The 18,396-nt window shown below is 63.9% G+C and carries 14 protein-coding genes; 9 read left to right on the top strand and 5 right to left on the bottom strand.

Annotated elements, in window-relative coordinates; genetic code table 11:
- The first annotated feature begins 15 nt into the window (after window positions 1–15).
- The 5 genes from AC5YGJ_RS19485 (at window position 16) to AC5YGJ_RS19465 (ending at window position 7,625) form a co-directional block, all read left to right on the top strand.
- The gene (locus AC5YGJ_RS19485) at window positions 16–4,584 is read left to right on the top strand and encodes an RHS repeat-associated core domain-containing protein (protein WP_496187469.1); all 4,569 of its coding nucleotides are present in this window, start codon (window positions 16–18) and stop codon (window positions 4,582–4,584) included.
- On the top strand, window positions 4,584–5,192 hold the full coding sequence (locus AC5YGJ_RS19480) for a pentapeptide repeat-containing protein (protein ID WP_496187468.1): 609 nt from the start codon (window positions 4,584–4,586) through the stop codon (window positions 5,190–5,192). The genes AC5YGJ_RS19485 and AC5YGJ_RS19480 overlap by 1 nt, the downstream gene beginning before the upstream one ends.
- Window positions 5,193–5,603: 411 nt before the next feature.
- Entirely contained in the window at window positions 5,604–6,056 is a 453-nt protein-coding gene (locus AC5YGJ_RS19475; RefSeq protein ID WP_496187467.1) for an SMI1/KNR4 family protein, read from the top strand.
- A gap of 451 nt (window positions 6,057–6,507) precedes the next feature.
- Window positions 6,508–6,939 carry an Imm26 family immunity protein gene (locus AC5YGJ_RS19470; protein WP_496187466.1) on the top strand — a complete coding sequence of 144 codons (432 nt, stop codon included), beginning with the start codon at window positions 6,508–6,510 and terminating at the stop codon, window positions 6,937–6,939.
- A gap of 77 nt (window positions 6,940–7,016) precedes the next feature.
- Window positions 7,017–7,625 (top strand): DUF8467 domain-containing protein, encoded by a 609-nt coding sequence (locus AC5YGJ_RS19465; RefSeq protein ID WP_496187465.1) that lies wholly within the window; start codon window positions 7,017–7,019, stop codon window positions 7,623–7,625.
- Between the two features lie 56 nt (window positions 7,626–7,681).
- Here AC5YGJ_RS19465 and AC5YGJ_RS19460 read toward each other — a convergent pair whose 3' ends face one another.
- Both AC5YGJ_RS19460 and AC5YGJ_RS19455 read right to left on the bottom strand, forming a co-directional pair.
- Window positions 7,682–8,023, bottom strand: a complete 342-nt coding sequence (locus tag AC5YGJ_RS19460) for a hypothetical protein (protein ID WP_496187464.1) — start codon at window positions 8,021–8,023, stop codon at window positions 7,682–7,684.
- Between the two features lie 141 nt (window positions 8,024–8,164).
- Window positions 8,165–8,533 (bottom strand): hypothetical protein, encoded by a 369-nt coding sequence (locus AC5YGJ_RS19455; RefSeq protein WP_496187463.1) that lies wholly within the window; start codon window positions 8,531–8,533, stop codon window positions 8,165–8,167.
- A gap of 452 nt (window positions 8,534–8,985) precedes the next feature.
- Here AC5YGJ_RS19455 and AC5YGJ_RS19450 point away from each other — a divergent pair, with 452 nt between their 5' ends.
- A complete protein-coding gene (locus AC5YGJ_RS19450; protein WP_496187462.1) occupies window positions 8,986–11,904 on the top strand; it encodes a DUF2135 domain-containing protein in 2,919 nt (972 codons plus the stop codon).
- Window positions 11,905–11,964: 60 nt separating this feature from the next.
- Here AC5YGJ_RS19450 and AC5YGJ_RS19445 read toward each other — a convergent pair whose 3' ends face one another.
- The gene (locus tag AC5YGJ_RS19445) at window positions 11,965–12,951 is read right to left on the bottom strand and encodes a phosphatase PAP2 family protein (RefSeq protein WP_496187461.1); all 987 of its coding nucleotides are present in this window, start codon (window positions 12,949–12,951) and stop codon (window positions 11,965–11,967) included.
- Window positions 12,952–13,082: 131 nt separating this feature from the next.
- On the bottom strand, window positions 13,083–14,291 hold the full coding sequence (locus AC5YGJ_RS19440; protein WP_496187460.1) for an acyltransferase family protein: 1,209 nt from the start codon (window positions 14,289–14,291) through the stop codon (window positions 13,083–13,085).
- 175 nt (window positions 14,292–14,466) lie between these two features.
- Here AC5YGJ_RS19440 and AC5YGJ_RS19435 point away from each other — a divergent pair, with 175 nt between their 5' ends.
- Window positions 14,467–15,327 carry a LytTR family DNA-binding domain-containing protein gene (locus AC5YGJ_RS19435; RefSeq protein WP_496187459.1) on the top strand — a complete coding sequence of 287 codons (861 nt, stop codon included), beginning with the start codon at window positions 14,467–14,469 and terminating at the stop codon, window positions 15,325–15,327.
- A gap of 33 nt (window positions 15,328–15,360) precedes the next feature.
- On the opposite strand, the gene AC5YGJ_RS19430 is transcribed toward AC5YGJ_RS19435, so the two are convergent.
- Entirely contained in the window at window positions 15,361–16,101 is a 741-nt protein-coding gene (locus AC5YGJ_RS19430; RefSeq protein ID WP_080393032.1) for a M48 family metallopeptidase, read from the bottom strand.
- Between the two features lie 182 nt (window positions 16,102–16,283).
- Between AC5YGJ_RS19430 and prfB the strand changes: the two genes are divergently transcribed.
- Together prfB and AC5YGJ_RS19420 are read left to right on the top strand one after the other, a co-directional pair.
- Window positions 16,284–17,409 (top strand): peptide chain release factor 2 gene (gene prfB / locus AC5YGJ_RS19425; RefSeq protein ID WP_107232471.1). Its coding sequence is split into 2 segments (ribosomal slippage): window positions 16,284–16,358 and window positions 16,360–17,409, totalling 1,125 coding nucleotides; the frame shifts between segments, so codons are not numbered across the junction.
- 152 nt (window positions 17,410–17,561) lie between these two features.
- Window positions 17,562–18,344, top strand: coding sequence for a helix-turn-helix transcriptional regulator (locus AC5YGJ_RS19420; protein ID WP_496187458.1), 783 nt, complete (start codon window positions 17,562–17,564; stop codon window positions 18,342–18,344).
- Window positions 18,345–18,396: the final 52 nt, after the last annotated feature.

Genomic DNA, 18,396 nt, shown 5'->3' with positions numbered 1-18,396 from the left:
ACAGGGAGTGTTGCCGTGAGCATCGCCGCCAAGCATTTCGATCCGCAGCTGGGCATCGACATCCACATGTACGCGGTGCCGCCGTGCCCGCTGCCGACGCCGCATATCGGCCTGGTGCTGGATCCGTTCGACTACATTCCGTTCATCGGCTCGACCATCAAGGTCAACGGCGTGCATCGCGGCACCGCCGGTACCGGCGGCCTGGACATCCACATTCCACTGGGCGTGTGGGGACCGCCGCTGGCTGCGCCGATGGGGCCGCAGTTCGACGGCGAAGAGATCTTCATGGGCAGCCGCACGGTGTCGGCCGATGGCGAGCCGTTCTCGCGGCTGGCGATGCCGGTGCTGGACTGCAACCTGGCCGGCATGATCAATCCGTTCCGGGTGAAGAAGCCGAAGAAGCCACTGCGTGCGATGTCGCTGCCGACTGGCCTGAATGTGGCCATTCCCACCAGCGTCAAGGTGGGAGGGCCACCGACGGTGTCATGGACCGCGCTGGCGTTCCGCGCCGCGTTCGCCGGACTGGGCAAGCTGCGCAAGAGTGCGTTCTTCCGCAAGAAGATGGATGCGTTCGCCAAGTGGCGGCGGGGCAAGTGGGGCCATCTGCCCTCCGGCTTCCTGAAATGCAAGGTGCTGCGTGCCGAGCCGGTGGATATCCGCGATGGCAGCGTGGTGGTCAGCCACCAGGACTTCGACATTCCGGGGCGGCTGTCCTTCGCCTGGCAGCGCAGTTATGGCTCGCGCAGGGCGGGTGAGCCGGGACTGTGCGGCGCCGGCTGGCAGACGCCCGCCGATATCCGCCTGGAGCTTCTGGACGACGGCAGCGTGTGGTTGTCCGGCCCGGACCAGGTCGCGTTCTTCCCGGAGCTGCCACCCGCCGAAGGCGAGGCCGGGGCGATCCTCGATTTCGTCGATGGCGCGCGCCTGCTGCGGCGGCGCGGGCAGTGGCAGGTGCGCTTCAAGAGTGGCCTGAAGTATGTGTTCGGCGGCGAACTGCCGGCAGGCGTGAGCGTGCTGCCGAATCCACAGTCCTGGCCGATCGAGCGCATCGAGGACGCGCACGGCAACCACTGGCGGTTCGAGCGTCGCGACGGCCATCTGGTGCGCATCGTCGAGAGTGGCATCGGTGATCTGCAGGGCCGTTTCATCGAGGTGGAGGCGCGCCACGGCCGCATCGACCGCATGGCGCTGCATGACCCGGCCACCGGCCTGGTGCATCCGCTGGTGAGCTACCGCTACAGTGCCGACGGCGATCTGCTGGCGGCAGTGGATGCGCTGGGCGCGCCGCGCACCTTTGCCTACGCGCAGCACCGCATGGTGCGGCATACCGACCGCGTTGGGCTGTCCTTCCATTACGCGTTCGACGCGCAGGGCAGGGTGGTGCATTCGTGGGGCGATGGCGGCCTGTACGACTACCACTTCGAGTACGACGCGCTGCTGCGCGAGACCCGGGTGACCGACTCGCTGGGTCATTTGAGCGTGGTCAAGTTTGACGAGAACCAGCTGCCGCTGTGCGAGATCGATCCGCTCGATGGCGTGACGCTGTTCGAGTACGACGATTTCGGGCGGACCGTGGCGGTGACCGATCCGGAGGGACTGCGAACGGCGTTTGCCTATGATGCGCATGGCAACCTGATCTGCCTGACCCGCGCCGATGGCACGACGATCCAGATGGAGTACGACCTGGACGACCACATGGTGTCGTTGCGGACGCCGGATGGCGTCGACTGGCAACAGGCGTATGACAGCCATGGCCTGCTGGTCAGCCAGACCGATCCGTTGGGTGCGACCACCCGCTTCGACTACGACGCACAGGGCCAGTTGCACGCGCAGACCAACGCACGGCAGGCGGTCACGCAACTGCGCTATGACCGTCATGGACTGGTGGCCGCGGTCATCGATGCCCTGGGCCATGAGAGCCGCTTCGAGCACGATCCGCTCGGCAATCTGCTGCGCCAGGTGGATCCGCTGGGACAGACCAGCCGCTACGAGTACGACGCCAAGGGGCGCCTGCTGGCCACTGCTGGCCCCGATGGGAACGGTGTGCGCTGCGAGTACGATGCCGAAGATCAGCTGGTGCGCTACACCGATGAAGTGGGCGCGCAGACGCGGCTGCAGTACGTGGGCATCGGCCAGATCGGCAAGCGCCTGCAGGCCGATGGGCACAGCGTGGAGTATCGCTACGACACCGAAGAACAGCTCATCGCGGTCATCAATCAGCGCGGTGAGACCTATCAGCTTGTACGCGATGCGCTGGGCCGCATCGTCGAGGAAGTGGACTACTGGGGGCAATCACGGCGCTACAGCTACGATGCTGCAGGGCGGCTGACGGCGACCCTGGATCCGCTGGGCCAGCGCATCGCCTTCACGACCGACAAGCTTGGGCGCATCACCCGCAAGACGCTGCCGGATGTACGCCATCCTGGCCAGCAGGTACAGGAACACTTTGTCTACGACGTGCAGGGGCAGATTGTCGAGCTGCGCAATCCGGCACGCACGGTGAAGCGCGTGTATGACCCGCTGGGCCAGCTGCTGGAAGAGCTGCAGGATGGCTTCCGCGTGGGCTATGGCTACGATGAAGTGGGAAATGAGGTCCTGCGGGAGACCTCGGCGGGTAACCGGGTGGCGTTTGGCTACGACCTGCGCGACCAGACGGTGTCGGTGGCGATCAACGACGAGTCGCCGATCTCCATTGAACGCGACGCGTTGGGACGCACGACACGCGAGCAGCTGAGCCCGCATCTGCAGCGCGACTTCACCTATGACAGCCGCAACCTGCTGACCTCGCAGTCGGTGCTGAAGGATGCCGCGCCGCTGTTCGAGACGCGTTACGACTACGACCGCAGTGGCAACCTGACCAAGCGCAGCGACAGCGCGCAGGGCGTGGACGAGTACCGCTACGACGCGATCGGGCGACTGCTGCAGCACATCGACCCGAAAGGGAAGGTGGAGCGCTACTTCAACGACCCGGCGGGCGACCGGCTGCGCACCGAGGTAAAGCAGGTGCAGGCGCGCAAGGTAGTGGGCGGCGACGATGACGACCTGACCACCTGGACGCGCGAGGGCACCTACCAGGGCATGCACTATGTGTTTGACCGGGCAGGCGACCTTGTGCGCAAGGGCGCGCCGCATGGGCATGCGCCGGATGACCTGACGCTCATCTGGGATGCCAACCATCGGTTGGCCGAGAGCCGCCGCAACGGGCAGTCAACGTACTACGGATATGACCCGTTGGGTCGGCGGGTGTTCAAGCGCAATCCGACACAGACCACGTGGTTCTTCTGGGATGGAGATGCGTTGCTGGGTGAGGTGCAGCAGGCCAATGATGCCGAAGAGGCGGCGCCGGTGTGGGTCGGGAACGTGGCCAGCCTGGTGGAGGTGAGGCGGCGGCAGCGGCGGTTGGAGAAGCTGCATGAGCGGGTGCGGGAGTATGTGTACTACCCGGGGACGTTTGTGCCGTTGGCGCTGCTAGCGAGGGATGTACTCCGGTCTAACCGCCAAACCGCGCAACCGGACAATGCGGAGAGGGGGTTGAACCCTCAGGATAAAACGCTGCGAGCAGCGTCCAGTGGCGCCCCCAAGGCCGAGTCTGGACGACCCCTTTCCATGGGGATGCTCGGCGATGTCACTTTGGGGCGGTGGACTGGTACGAGCAAACTGCGGGAACAGGAAGCGCTTGAGCCGATCAGTGCGGTGTTGAGTCTCAACTCACCTGTCATCGGAGACAGTACGGATCAGCGTGGAGCGGCCACTGAAGTGGTACATGCGGGTAACCTTGTGGGTTCTGGAACCAAGCAAGAATCGGGGGTGCTCGTTTCGGAAGTTAATATCTATCAATTGGATCCCAATGGGTTGCCTCGTCGAATCGTAAAGCCGGATGGTCGAATTGTTTGGTCTGCGATGTCCACGCCCGGCGGGGCAGTGGGCGTTGTTGAGGTGGATGAAATATCTAATCCAGTGCGGCTGCTCGGGCAATATTGGGATGAGGAAAGTGGTCTTTCTTACAACAGATCTAGATACTACGATGCCTATCTCGGATTATTTGTATCTTCCGATCCTCTTGGGATGCACGCTGGCACGAACTTGCATGGCTTTGGTCCCAATTCCCTAACCTGGGCCGACCCGCTGGGCCTTACCGTGGAGGGTCTGACGGGCGACGTGGCGTGGGATAGGGTGGCCCGCGAGATCGATGCGGCCAATTCCTTTGCCGAGAAGGCGCTGGACAGAGGTATTACCAGAGGAACCGCGTGGGGGAGGATATACAAGGATATTCTCGCTGGGGGAGACCGTTATGCCGATATTCCTATACAGCTTGCGCGGGGCAATGCGATTCAGCAAATAGCAGATGTATCCCTTGTAAACAACAGATACCTTATCGATTCCGGTGTGTTGTTCAATTCCGGGCACATGGATGGGCTGAAGAATGCAAAGGGAAATACGATGCGGCCTGACTATCAGGCTCGCCTGAGGAATGGCAAGGTTGCCGTGGTCGACATCACGACATCCGGGCAGGTGGGGAAGCTTGCCAAGTACAATAGCGCCCACGGCACAAATTCAATTCATGGTCCTCGAGGATGTGGTTAATGAAGGTAAAAGAGGCGCGTGCAAGATGGCAAACAGAGCAGTTGCAGGCGATTGAAGGTCGTCTCCGCGAGGCGGCCAGGTTGATGAAGATGGCATCGATGCCCGAATCTCCATTCGGAGTTAATGGTCAGGGCTTTGAGGACTTCCGCGGTGTCACGCTCGCGACACCTGTTAGGTACCTGGGAATCGAGAGGATTGATCTCTCGGATGCCATTTTCAAGGACGGCGCTAGCGTTAACGAGTCTGAGGCGAAAGAGTGCAGGTTCGATCGCATAGATATGCGCAATGTATTTGTGAGGAGGAAGTTCGATTCATGCAGTTTTGTTGGGGCAAAACTAAATGGGGCGCGACTGGGTGGCGAGTTCGTTGGCTGTGATTTCTCGAGTGCTAATCTATCCAAGTCATTTGCCACGGACTGCAGATTCGTTGAGTGCAGATTTCTCGAGGCAAATTTGTCAAGTGTACATTTCATTAGTTGTGTATTTGAGCGCTGTGACTTTACCGGCATCAAGGTGTTGTCTGGATCTGTGGCGAAGAGCAAATTTGTTGAATGTACAATCCAAGATCAGCTTTCGGGCTGCATTTCAGATGGGGTTGTGATTCGCTAAATGTGTCCGGTTGGCCTTGGTCTCAGGCATCGGAAGGTATTGGGCGCTCGCCACGAATATGCGCGCCCAACGGCAAGCGCATCGCTCACGCCGTTGACAAGCCTTGGGTCCATTCCCCTCATGACTCCATCGGACTTGCACTATCGCTTGTCAGCGGGCACAGGATCACTTTGTCTACGATCTGCACGTGCAGATTTCAGAGTTGAGCAGTCTGGTGCGCGAAGTAATGCGCCTTCAGGTCGAGCTTTCCGGGGAGTCCAAATTACAGAAGGCATACTATTTCCGTTGTTTTGAATTTGGCATGGAAAATGTGGAATTTGATTTTTGCTCGCCGGTCGGTTTGATAGTCGTGGGTAGTTGCATTGGAACCAAAGGATGTAATCAATAGTCGCTGGTTGCCGGTAATGGGGAATGTTCATGTTTGAGAGGCTTGAAGCATTGGTGGCGCAGCGGCCGCGAGTCGTGGTGTTTTCCGGTCGTCAAGTTGATCCTGGTCTCATTCAGGAAGCTGAGGATGAGTTGGGAATACCGCTGCCAGAATCGTATAGGGAATGGCTCCTCAAGTTCGGAAATCTTAAGGTGGGCGCATATCCTGTACTGACACTTGCTCCGAGGGATGTGCGTGACATCACTGACAGTGATTTGATTTACAACTTCAGATTGGACGCTCGAGATGGTGGGTTGCCTGTCGGATACATCTCGATCCACCTCCCCGATACAGATGAGTCATTCTATTTTGATGCAAGCAACGGGCTGATCAATGGCGAGTACCCGGTTGTCAGGCGCGATTGGTCCGATGGCAGCTACGAGCCGTTTGCTGAAGATTTTCGACATTTTCTGGAGGAAATTGTCCGGCTGGCTTGAGTTTGCCAGGTGCGTCGCGCATTTCTACTTGGGCCAAGGCCGAGAAGAGCTTGAATGCAAAGGATTCGGTCCACGTGTTTGCAGCGCGCTGTGAGAGATCGTGGTGGCTGTCTGAGCCAGCGCAGCGCCTGCGCCCGGGGTGCGGGCAAGTGCTCCTATGGCGAGTCCGAAGGGCTGTTGTGGCACATCGACCCGAGAGTGGACTTCGCGGGCACGGAACTTCATGTACTGGACAACCAGTTGGATCAGTAGGTTGGAACGGCAAAGCGAAGTGCATTGGGTCCACCGAGGACTCGCACTACTTCAAGCGAATCAACGAACAGCAGACCAGCGGCAGTTGGAATGGCGCAGTGGAGGGCGTCCCGCTGGATTCCGTTGCGAACTATGCTTAAGCGTGTAGCTGGGGTTGACCCTGCATGGACATGCGTGGCGTGAACGTGAGAGAGATTGGATGCCAAAGAAGATCAAGGCTGAGGTTGGTGACGTCTTTGCGGTTCCGCTGCCCAAAGGCGGGTATGGAGTGGGTCGGATGATTCATGTTTCAGAGCGATGGAGGCTGGCGCAGTTCATTGACGCGCAGTTGGATGCTCCGGAAATGATTGATGCGATTCTTGATTCTGACGACGTGATGCCCGTCCACAATATAGTGACACTTCGTATCGAAGATGGTAGTTGGCCGATTCTCCGCAAGGGAGTGATGGAATCACTGCCGGATCTGAAGTCGCTGGTGTTCTATCGGGGTCTTGGCGTAAAGCGCGCCTACGTTGACCTCAACGGAGAGGTTGTGCCGGCATGCCCCGAAAGAAGCTGTGCATCGTCCATGCCGCAGCTTGCGGAGTACATCGTCGAAGTTCTTGAGGAGGCGCTGGCGGGTCGGTCCTAGGCTGGTGTGCTTTACATGATCAAGGCGTCAAGGGTGTCGGGTCAAGACTCGACAAATACGCGCACTGAAGAACTTGAGTGGGGTATATAGTGGCTGGTTCAAAATTGATTCAACAGTGTGTATTTATGACCGCTCTTGATGAGGTGAATTTTGCTGATGCGTTGCTTGCGATTCATCCGTCGACTAGATTCGTAAGCATGGATGAGCAGTCAGAGGCCGGGCAGCCGATATTCAGAAGTCGGATCGATGAATGTAAGGGTGCTCATGTAACTATCGTGGATTCCTCAGTGGTTTCCCAAAATGACTTCCATGTGCGTTACGTCAAGCCTCATCCATCGGGCAAGGGTTGGATTTATGCCTTGGTTGGTTCAGGCCTCATGAGCCTTCTAAGGGCAAGGACTGCGGACTTCCTGCCGAATTCCCTGATCAACGGGGAGCTAAGGGCTTCAATTCCCGCGGGTGACCAGCGCACCGAGAAGTTCGTAGAGATCGTATTGAATACGGCAAAGTCACTTGGGGAAAAGGTGGTCGCAGTTGATGCTGAAAGTGGCCAGCGCGGGACCAGGGAGGATCGGAAATTCATTGCCTGGCCAGATGCCGCGCGGAAATATGACGGCGCAAAGGGAGCCTATCTCGCCAACGGACTGCATGCACTGTTCGTGACAAAAGTTGCCGGGAAGAAGTAAATCTTTGGAGCTGATCCGTGAAGGAATTACTGGCCTTTGAAATATTCTCGAGGCGACTACTCCTCTACCGAGGGCCCCGAATGCACGACCCATATGCGGAAATGCTCACGCAACCGTAGAACATCCGATGCCAGCGGCTCTGCCCCCGCCGGCACTCGAATCACCAGCCCACCCGGCGCATTCTCGGCCACCAACACGGCCCGCCCGCGATGGCGAATCTGGAACCAGGCTTCCGGCGTCCCACCCGCATACAGCGCATACCCCTCATACGCCTTCGCACTGACAAACGCCTGCGCATGGCTCTGCAGAATCTCGAACTCCCTGGGGTGCAGAATCCGCATCGTCTCAACCCGCGCAGACGCAGGCCGGGCATCAACAGACGGCAAGGGCAGCAACATCACCAACCCCAGCAGTACAGTCGAGCAAGCTCGACCGCACCTCCCCGGTAGAGTCGAGCTTGCTCGACTGCGCTCTCCCGGTAGAGTCAAGCTCGCTCGACTACACCTCTCACTTTCCTGCCAGCTCATACCATCACCTTGTCAGGCAACCGGCCGCACGCGTTCCTGGATGAAAACGGTCAGCGCGAGGCACGCCATCGCCAGACCTTCCATCACACGATCACCCACATACTGATCCGGATCGCCATTCTGGCGGGCGCGTTCCGCAGCCAGCAGAATTTCCTGCACCACACGCTGGCCCGCCAACGCACAATCGGCATCTGCCAAGGCAATCCTCCGACCCGGCAGCAATTGGCGCTCGGGCCAGGGCCGGCCATCGGACGCACCACCGGCACCAATGCTGTGCAGGATGGCAACGAGACTGTTGGAATCGAGGGCGGGATCGGAAGCGGCCGCTTCACGGATGGACGTGGGGGCAGCGCCGGCCGACGGATTGCCAGCCGGCACCACGCGAGGTGGTGCCGGCTGGCAAGCGCAAACTACAGTCGTGTTCCCGGGATTTCGAGCCCCGACCACCCTTTCTCGGTGGCCCGGCAAGGATTACGCCCGGTTACACGACATGCCAAGGAGTTGGGCTCAAATCCGCCAATCCCGGTGACGCTTTAGGCATTGTCGCATAGCTCGGAATCGAGCCGAAAGCCTTGCCGGACATGGCCCGGCCCGCCCCTGAAGGCAGACAGAATCCCCAAGCAGCGCACACTGGGAGGTGTGCTGAAACGAGGGCGAATGCGACGGAATGAAGGGTTCTGTGACAGCAGGAATCTGCTGGCCTCGCCGTCGGTACTGGCGCGAAGTCTTGGCGCAGGCCGTTGAATGCCGTGTCCAGCCATTTCTGCCTTCCCAGCAACCCCATTCCCCGCACCCAGGCGTTGAACCGTCCAACCTCCCGCTGGAGCAGTCCGATGCCCCTCGTCCGCCGTGTGATTCCAACCGTACTGGCCTTGCTGCTCTGCGTTGTCGCCGGACTTGCCCAGGCGCAGTCCACCAAGGCCGTCCGGCCCGTCCGGTCGGGGCCACTACTGCAGGTTGCCGGCGCCGAGCAGCCCATCGCGCTGCGCCAGGCCCGCATCGAAGGCGACATCCAGGCCGGCATCGCCCAGACCCGCATCACCCTGGAGTTCCACAACCCGAATCGTCGGGTGCTGGAAGGGGAGTTGCAGTTCCCGTTGGCCGAGGGCCAGCAGATCACCGGGTTTGCCCTGGATATCGGCGGCGAACTGCGCGAGGCGGTGCCGGTGCCCAAGGACCGCGGCCGCCAGGTCTTCGAGGAGATCGCCCGCCGTGGCGTCGACCCCGGCCTGCTCGAGCAGACGGCGGGCAACCAGTTCCGCCTGCGCATCTACCCGCTGCCGGCCGGTGGCAGTCGCCGCGTGCAGCTGGTGCTGCGCGAGCCGCTGGCCTTCTCGGGCCAGGGCTGGCGATGGACGCTGCCGCTGCAGTTCGCCGCAGGGGCCGCCTCCGTTGCAGTGAAGGTGCAGGCGCCGGGGGCGATGGCCGCAGGTACCGCACCGTTCCAGATCACCGCGGGCCAGCTGCAATGGCAGGGCCAGGGTGCGCAGCTGCCGCCACAGCTGCAATGGACCCTGCCGGCTGAAAGAAAGCCGCAGGTGCAGGTGGCGCCGTGGCAGGACGGCCACTATCTGCTGGCGCAGGTGCCGGTGCCGGCCAGCGGCCCCCCCCGCACGCCGCCGAGCGAGGTCGGCCTGCTGTGGGACGGTTCGGGTTCCTCCGGCCAGCGCGACCGCGCACGTGAGTTCGCGCTGCTGGATCGCTACTTCGCCGCGATGGGCAACGGCACGGTCGCGCTGACCCTGCTGCGCGACCGTGCCGAGCCGGTGCGCCGCTTCCGGATCCGCGCAGGCAACTGGAGCGAGCTGCGCGCGGCGTTGCAGGCGGTGCGCCCGGACGGTGCCAGTGCGCTGGCGCAGTGGCAGCCGCAGCCGAGCGTGAAGGAGTACCTGCTGGTCAGCGACGGCCTGCTGACCTACGGGCCGGAGCAGCTGCCAGCGATGGCGACGGATCAGCGCCTGTTTGCCGTCAGCAGCGCCGGTGCCCGCACCGACAGCACGCGCCTGCGCAGCTGGAGTGAAGCGCACGGTGGCCGCTTCGTCGCCCTGGAAGCCGACGTCGATGCCGCCGCGCGTGCACTGCTGTCTTCGCCGCTGGATGTGCAGGTCGACGCGGGACGTGGCGTGCAGGACGTGGTGATCGACCGCCGCAGTGAAGCCGAAGGCTGGCTGTGGCTGCACGCGCGGCTGGCGGCGGACGGTGTGCCGATGCGGGTGCGCATTGGTGGTGGTGAGTGGCTGGCGCTGCCGGCCACGCAGAAGAGCGACGACGGTGAACTGCTCGCCGGCTTGTGGGCGCAGGCGCGCCTGCAGCAGCTGGCGGCTGACCGTCGCGGCAACCGCGAGGCGATGCAGCGCCTGTCGCAGCAGTTCGGCCTGGTCGGGCCGGATACCTCGCTGATCGTGCTGGAAACGCTGGAGGATTACCTGCGCTACGCGATCCGTCCGGCGGGCAAGCTGCGCGCCGAGTACGACGCCCGCTTCGCACGCCAGGTGAGCGACCGCGCCGCTGCCGATCGCCGGCGTCTGGACGAGGTGGCCGCACGCTGGAAGGAGCGCCAGCAGTGGTGGAGCCGCAGCTGGCCGAAGGATGCGCCGCCGCAGTTGAAGGGTGGAGCGCTGGAAGTGGCGTCTGCAGATGCTGCGATGGAGTCGGCGCCGGTGGCGATGCTGGCGGCACCTGCTCCGGCAGCCCCGCCTGCGCCGATGGCAGCGGCGGCCCAGCAGCGCAGGGAAGCTGGCAGCGCGCGTGCACGTCGCTCGGTGTCCGCGGCGAACCAGGCGCTCGACGCGGTGGTGGTCACCGGTTCGGCGATCGATCAAGCCGGACCCGCCAACGACGGCGAGCTCGGCATCCAGCTGGCGGCATGGCAGCCGGATTCGGCCATCGCCCAGCGTCTGCGCCAAGGGCCATCCTCGCAGTTGTACGACCGTTACCTCGCCGAGCGGGATGCGCATGCCGACAGCAGTGCGTTCTTCCTGGATGTGGCCGATCTGCTGCTGGAACAGGGCCAGCGCGAGCTGGCGCTGCGTGTACTGTCGAATCTGGCCGAGATGGATCTGGACAACCGCCACCTGCTGCGCGTGCTTGGCTACCGGTTGATGCAGGCCGATGCGCCCGCGCTGGCGGTGCCGGTGTTCGAGCAGGTGCTGGCGATGGGCCAGGAAGAACCGCAGAGTTTCCGTGACCTCGGCCTGGCGCTGGCCGCCGCCGGGAAGCCGCAGCAGGCGCTGGCGCCGCTGTACCAGGTGGTGGTGCGGCCGTGGGACAGCCGCTTCGATGGCATCGCGCTGATCGCGCTGGATGAGCTGACCCATCTGGTTGCACGCAGCACGCCCCGGCTCGACACCGGCAGCATCGACCCGCGCCTGTTGCAGGCGATGCCACTGGACCTGCGCGTGGTGTTGTCGTGGGATGCCGACAACAGTGACATGGACCTCTGGGTGACCGATCCGAACGGCGAGCGCGCGTACTACGGCAACCGCCTGACCTACCAGGGCGGGCAGATGTCGCAGGACTTCACCGGGGGCTATGGGCCCGAGCAGTTCTCGCTGCGCAACGCCAAGCCCGGCACCTACAAGGTGGAAGCGAACTACTTCGGCAGCCGCCAGCAGCTGGTGACCGGTGCGACCACGCTGATGCTGCGCATGACCACGCATTGGGGCACGCCGAAGCAGAAGGACCAGAGCGTCACGCTGCGGTTGAAGGACCGCGCCGAGACCGTGCTGGTGGGCGAGTTCGAGGTGAGGTAGAGCCGCGCCATGCGTGGCCGTCGCAGGGTCGGGAACGACCTATCCACGCATGGCGTGGATCTACCGGGGGCGCTCTGGCATCGGCGGGCGTTGGCGCGGAATCCACCGCGCCAGCGCCACGCCGCCACCGAGGACCGCCAACGTGCCGACGGTCTGCCACAGCAGTTCGGTTGCCGGGGCATTGGGCAGCGGGATGCTGTCAGCCAGCCAATCAATGACCGGTCGCGCCAGCAGGTAGATCATCACCACGCCGACCACGCGTGCTACCCGCTGCACAACGCCCCGTGGATCGACCGGCCAGCCGCGCCACTGCAGCCACGCCACCAGCAGGCCCAGTGCGAGCAGCCGCCCGGCCTCACCTACTGGCACGTAGCGCGTGGTTGCCGCCGCCCAAGCCAGCAGCGTGCCCAGGCCCAGCAGAAGCGGCAACTGCCATCGCTGCGCCGCACGCAGCTCCGGCATCAGCTGCCAGGCCAGCAGGGCTACACCGATGCCGATCAGCCAGCCGGCCAGTACGTCGGCGAGGAAATGCCGGCCCAGGTACATGCGTGACAACGCCATCAGCAGTGGCCAGCCCAGCACCAGGGCCCAGCGCAGCCAGCGGCGGCGGACGCCGAAGGCCAGCAGCAGGCCAACGCAGGCGGCGGTGGCCACACCGACATGGCCGCTGTTGAAACCGTAATCGGCATCAGGTTGCGCGCGCACTATCGCGGTGGCCTGCGCGTCGGGCAGTGACCAGAACGTATGGCCGCCGCCATCGACCACGAACGGATGCGACGGAACTCCTTTATCCAGCACACGTGCGTCCACGTCCGAAGGGCGGGGCAGGGCGGCCCCCTGCTTGATCGCGTGGGTGGCGCAGGCCATCAGCAGCACCGCCAGCATCACGCATAGCCCGGCACGCAGGCGTGCACCGAACGCGCACAGCAGGATCAGCGCCGTATAGGCCATTTCGTAACCGAGCAGGCTGATGAACTGCATCAGCGACAGCATCCAGCTGCTGTCGAAGGTCTGCTGCAACCACAGGTGCCAATGCGTCTGGAACATCCGTTGTCCTGATTGTCTATCGATGGGTGGATGGGTAGAGCCGAAACCGCGCGGTGCGTTTGATCAGCGATGCCGTGCGCGCAGCCGCCGACGATAGCGGATTATCGGTGGGTGGACCGATAGAGCCGAGCCTATGCTCGGCTCATGGCAGACGCAGGCGAGCGTGGGCTCGGCCCTGCATCGGCGCGCAGCCCGAACAGCGGCCGCAACCAGCGCGTGCGTCGGATCAGCAGTTCGTGGATCAGCAGGCAGCCAGCCACCGTGCCGCCCAGCAGCAGGGTCGGCTCCAGCCACGGCCCCAGCTGCAGCGGCTTGAGCCAGAACAGCAGCGCGATGATCAGGCTCTGGTGCAGCATGTACCAGGGGTAGATCGCCTCGGTGCAGTACGGCAGCCAGCGGAACGGACGGTCGAGCAGCACCTTGCCCCAGCCGAGGATGGCCAGCAGCGCGGTCCACACATACAGCGACTGGGTGGTCCTGACCTGCAGATCCCAGAACGGTTCTGGCCACTGCCGCAGCGGTGAGTCGCCCGGCAGCACCTGGCCGAGGATGCGCAGGCCCATGTACCAGCCGATGGCGGCCAGGGCCAGCCACAGCGTGGTGCGGCGCAGGGCGACCACCCGTTCCCAGAACATCGGTTCGCGCGCCAGCAGGTAGCCGGCCAGGAACACCGTGGCGTACTTGGCGTGCTGGTACCAGTCGCCCACCAGCGTATTGGTGGACGGGTAGATCGGCTCCAGCCAGATCACCCAGGTCAGCAGCAGGGCGAACGGGATGCCGATCAGCAGGGTCGGCGAGGCAGCCACGCCGGCCACGGCCCTGCGCACCATGGCCAGGCCCAGCACCGGCATCAACAGCGCCAGCGCCAGTGTGTAGTTCCACAGGTAGGCCAGGTACCACAGATGGTTCCAGGTGATGCCGTACTGCCAGCCGGCAAAGCTGCCTTCCGGCCACGGCCGTACCTGCCAGTAGCGCAGCAGGAAGTGGCCGAAGCCTGGCGCCACATGGCCGTTGGCAACGCCCTCGCAATAGGGCTGGATCGGCACGATCACGAACATGCCGAACAGCAGCGGCAGCAGCAGCCGCCAGGTGCGCAGGCCGGCAAAGCGCAGCAGTCTTCCCTCAGGGCGCATCAGCGCGATGGCGATACCCGAGATCAGGAACAGCAGCGACATCCGCCAGCGGTTGAAGAACAGCATCGGCCATTGCAGCCATTCGGCGGTGTGCACGCTCTTGAGGTAGAAGCCCCAGTCGTCCACGTAGGCCATGCCGGTGTGGTAGAGAATCAGCAGCGCGAATGCGAATACGCGCAGGGCGTCGATGTCGTAGCGTCGGGTCATGGTCGGGCCAGGCCGGGAGGTGGCGCCAATCTCGCCCTCGCCGGTGGCCCGGACCATCGCCAGGGGCCTGCCGGGGCGCGTGCAGTGACCAATGGCGGGCGTGATGGGACCAATGGAGCGGCTACCCTCGGTCCCTTCAGGCAGGCTGGAGAGCCACTACACCATGGAAGTTGCAATGGCCCCAGGCCGTCCTCCGCGCTGGCGCACGTCCACCCGCCTGCTGCTGTGGGCCGCGATCCTCTCGGCCTCGGCAGTGACCAATGCGCTGGTCGAGGTGATGGACGCTGCGCGCCGGGGGGGCGATCTGGGGCTGTGGGAGCCCATGATCTGGGAATTCAGCAGCCTCAGCATGGTCCTGTTGACCCTGCCGCTGCTGTGGTGGGGCTGCGAGCGCTGGCCGCTGCATGCCGATACCTGGACGCGGCGTTTGCCGATGTATCTGCTGGCCAGCGTGGGTTGGTCGCTGCTGCACGTGGTGGGCATGATGCTGGTGCGGCATCTGGCCTATGCAGCGCTGGGCTACCGTTACCAGGATGATGCCGGCTGGTTGGAGCGTCTTGCCTACGAATACCTGAAGGATGTGCGCACGTTCGCGCTGTTCGTGGCACTGGAGCACTTCGCCAGCTGGTTCGGCCGGCGCCGGCAGGGTGAGGCGAGCCTGCTGGCCGAGCCCGATGTGGGCCCGCCGGTGGAGCCGGTCGAGCGTCCGCAGCATTTCCTGGTGCGCAAGCTGGGCAAGGAGTTCCTGGTCGCCACCGGGGATGTGGAATACGCCCAGGCCGCAGGCAATTACGTGAACCTGCGTGTGCGCGGGCATGACTACCCGCTGCGGATCACCATGGCGGTGCTGGAGCAGCGGCTGGACCCGGCGCTGTTCCTGCGGCCGCACCGCAGCTGGCTGATCAACCGCGACCAGCTGCGCTCCATCGAGCCGCTGGACGGGGGCGAAGCCCTGCTTCACATGGCAGATGGAGTCAAAGTACCGTGCAGTAGGCGACAGCTGCCCCTGCTGCGCCAGGCCCTGGCGGGGGGCTGAGCGGGCGGACCGGTCGGCCCGCCCGCGCAGGGATTACTTCTTGTCCTTCTTGATCATCGCGTCGATGCGCGCGGCGCGGGCTTCCGAGCCGGGATGCGAGGACATCAGGCCACCGTCGCTGGACAGCTTGCGGAACATGCTGGCCAGGGCGGCCGGGTCGTAGCTGTGGCGCTTCATGAACTGGTAGCCGTACTCATCGGCGGCGCTCTCTTCCTTCTGCGAGAACTGCGCGTTGATGAAGCCTTCGGCCAGTTCGCCCAACTGGCCCTGGCTGAGCTGGGTCAGGTTGCCGTTGCCGGAGGCGGCCAGGCCTTCACGTCCGGCCGAGGCCAGCAGGGCGGTGCGCATCTTGGTCTTGCTGTGGCCGAGCTTCACGTGACCGATTTCGTGGCCGATCACGCCACGCACTTCGTCGTCGCTGGCCATGTCCATCAGGCCGGTGTAGACCCGGACGCAGCCGTTGGCCATGGCCCAGGCGTTGACGTCGGCGGTGCGGTAGACCTTGAAGTTCAGGTTCAGGCCGTCCTCGTTGGACAGGCCCTGGGTGATCTTGGCCAGGCGCTGGGCGTAGGGATCGTTGCCGGTGACCACCTGGTTGTCCTTGTCCATGTAGGCACAGGCCTGGTCGGCGGCGGCCGAGACTTCCGCGTCGGACAGGGTCAGCGCCTTGCCGGCCTTCAGGCCGGTGCTGGTCAGGCCCTTCAGGTCGATGGCCGAGGCGTTGGCGGCCAGCAGGCAGGCGGCCAGGCACAGGGTGGAACGCATGATCGTCATTGAATTGGTGCTCCTTGGGTTGGGAATGACCGCGTGGCCCCTGTTCCCGCGGCGGTCGGGAAGTCTACCGGCATCGTGCCGGCCCGTGTCCAGCGGTCGGCCCTGCCGCGCCGGCCTGCCTCGCCGGGGCAGGGCGGCTGCGGTATCATTGGCAGTCATCTTTTGATTGCATAACCGCCGACATGATCGAATTGAATCCTGTCCGCCAGCGCATCACCGATCTGACCGATCGCGTGCTGTCGCTCCGGGGGTATCTTTGACTACGACGCCAAGAAAGAGCGTCTTGAAGAAGTAACGCGGGAGCTGGAAAGCCCCGACGTCTGGAACAACGCCGAGTACGCGCAGAACCTGGGGCGCGAGCGCTCGAGCCTGGAGAAGACCGTGGGCGGCATCGCGTCGGTGCTCGACGGCCTGACCGATGCGACCGAGCTGCTGGAGCTGGCCGAGTCCGAGCAGGACGAAGAGACCGCGCTGGCGGTGGTCGCCGACCTGGACAAGCACCAGGCGCACGTGGAGAAGCTGGAGTTCCAGCGGATGTTCTCCGGCGAAATGGACAACGCCGCCGCATTCGTCGACATCCAGGCCGGTGCCGGTGGCACCGAAGCCCAGGACTGGGCCGAAATCCTGCTGCGCATGTACCTGCGCTGGTGCGAATCGCGCGGTTGGAAGACCGAGCTGATGGAAGTGTCCGGTGGCGATGTCGCCGGCATCAAGTCGGCCACGCTGCGCGTGGAAGGCGATTACGCCTATGGCTGGCTGAAGACCGAGACCGGCGTGCACCGCCTGGTGCGCAAGTCGCCGTTCGACTCGGACAACCGCCGCCACACCAGCTTCACCTCGGTGTTCGTGTCGCCGGAAATCGATGACAACATCGATATCACCATCAACCCGGCCGACCTGCGCACCGACGTGTACCGTTCCTCCGGTGCCGGTGGCCAGCACGTGAACAAGACCGAGTCGGCGGTGCGTATCACCCACATCCCGACCAACATCGTTGTGGCCTGCCAGACCGGCCGCAGCCAGCACCAGAACCGCGACAACGCGATGAAGATGCTGGCCGCCAAGCTGTACGAGCTGGAGATCCAGAAGCGCAACGCCGAAAAGGATGCGGTGGAAGCCACCAAGTCCGACATCGGCTGGGGCAGCCAGATCCGCAACTACGTGCTCGACCAGAGCCGCATCAAGGACCTGCGCACCGGCATCGAACGTTCCGACACGCAGAAGGTGCTCGACGGTGACCTGGACGAGTTCGTCGAGGCCAGCCTGAAGGCGGGCCTGGCCGTGGGCTCCAAGCGCCTCGATGCCTGATCGGCGCGCCTGCGCGGATATCATCACCCTCGTGTGCAACGCCGAGGGTGGCTGATCCGGCTTTCTGTAGAGCCGAGCCATGCTTGGCTGGCTTTTGCGGGTAGCAGATCCGTCGAGCGTGGCTCGACGCTACAACACGTGCGGCGGTAGCGATGATGCGCAGTGAAGGTGAACGCAAGGAACTGGGCGGCTTCCTCAAGGCCTGCCGCGCCCGTGTCGACCCCGCCACGCTCGGCCTTCCGGCCGGGCGCCGGCGTACCCCGGGGCTGAAGCGCGAGGAAGTCGCGCTGGCCATCGGCGTCAGCGTCAGCTGGTACACCTGGATCGAGCAGGGCCGTGAAGTGCGCGCCTCGCCGGAAGTGCTCGAGCGCCTGGCCAAAGTGCTGAGGCTGAGCGATGACGAGCGCGCCTATGCCTTTGCGCTGTCCGGTTACGGCGTGCCGCTGGAATCGCCGGACGAGAGCGTGACCGACGGCCTGCGCCAGCTGGTGGAAGCGATGCAGCCGATCCCGGCCTACGTGCGCAACACCCGTTTTGACATCCTGGCCTGGAACCCGGCCATCGCCGAGTTGTTCGTGGACTACAGCCAGCTGGCGCCGCACGAGCGCAACACGCTGCGGCTGATGTTCCTGTACCCGCCGTACCGCACCCTGATCCTCAACTGGGAAGAAATGACCCGCGGGCTGCTGGCCGGTTTCCGTGCAGCGATGGCGCAGGCGCCGGACAAGGCGCCGTTCCTGGCGCTGGCCGAGGACATTGCCGCGCACAGCGAGCAATTCCGCCAGTGGTGGCCGGAGCACGACGTGCGTCGCTTCGACGAGGGAGCGAAGAAGCTGAACCACCCCACCCGCGGGGTGCTGGACCTGCAGTACGTGGCGCTGGTTCCGGAGAGCCGGCACGACCTGTCACTGGTGACCTACCTGCTGCGGAAGTAGGGGGTTTGTCCGGCAGGGCTTGCAGCCCTGCACCTGCCCAATGCAACGGCAA

Source organism: Stenotrophomonas sp. CS3K5 (assembly GCF_059515225.1).
This window is presented reverse-complemented; position numbering and strand designations above follow the sequence as displayed.

What these genes read in the sequence shown, in the direction of transcription:
- AC5YGJ_RS19480 (WP_496187468.1), top strand. Translation starts at nt 4,584, where the DNA reads ATGAAGGTAAAAGAGGCGCGTGCAAGATGGCAAACAGAGCAGTTGCAG.
- AC5YGJ_RS19475 (WP_496187467.1), top strand. Translation starts at nt 5,604, where the DNA reads ATGTTCATGTTTGAGAGGCTTGAAGCATTGGTGGCGCAGCGGCCGCGA.
- AC5YGJ_RS19470 (WP_496187466.1), top strand. Translation starts at nt 6,508, where the DNA reads ATGCCAAAGAAGATCAAGGCTGAGGTTGGTGACGTCTTTGCGGTTCCG.
- AC5YGJ_RS19460 (WP_496187464.1), bottom strand. Translation starts at nt 8,023, where the DNA reads ATGTTGCTGCCCTTGCCGTCTGTTGATGCCCGGCCTGCGTCTGCGCGG.
- AC5YGJ_RS19450 (WP_496187462.1), top strand. Translation starts at nt 8,986, where the DNA reads ATGCCCCTCGTCCGCCGTGTGATTCCAACCGTACTGGCCTTGCTGCTC.
- AC5YGJ_RS19445 (WP_496187461.1), bottom strand. Translation starts at nt 12,951, where the DNA reads ATGTTCCAGACGCATTGGCACCTGTGGTTGCAGCAGACCTTCGACAGC.
- AC5YGJ_RS19440 (WP_496187460.1), bottom strand. Translation starts at nt 14,291, where the DNA reads ATGACCCGACGCTACGACATCGACGCCCTGCGCGTATTCGCATTCGCG.
- AC5YGJ_RS19435 (WP_496187459.1), top strand. Translation starts at nt 14,467, where the DNA reads ATGGCCCCAGGCCGTCCTCCGCGCTGGCGCACGTCCACCCGCCTGCTG.
- AC5YGJ_RS19430 (WP_080393032.1), bottom strand. Translation starts at nt 16,101, where the DNA reads ATGACGATCATGCGTTCCACCCTGTGCCTGGCCGCCTGCCTGCTGGCC.
- AC5YGJ_RS19420 (WP_496187458.1), top strand. Translation starts at nt 17,562, where the DNA reads ATGATGCGCAGTGAAGGTGAACGCAAGGAACTGGGCGGCTTCCTCAAG.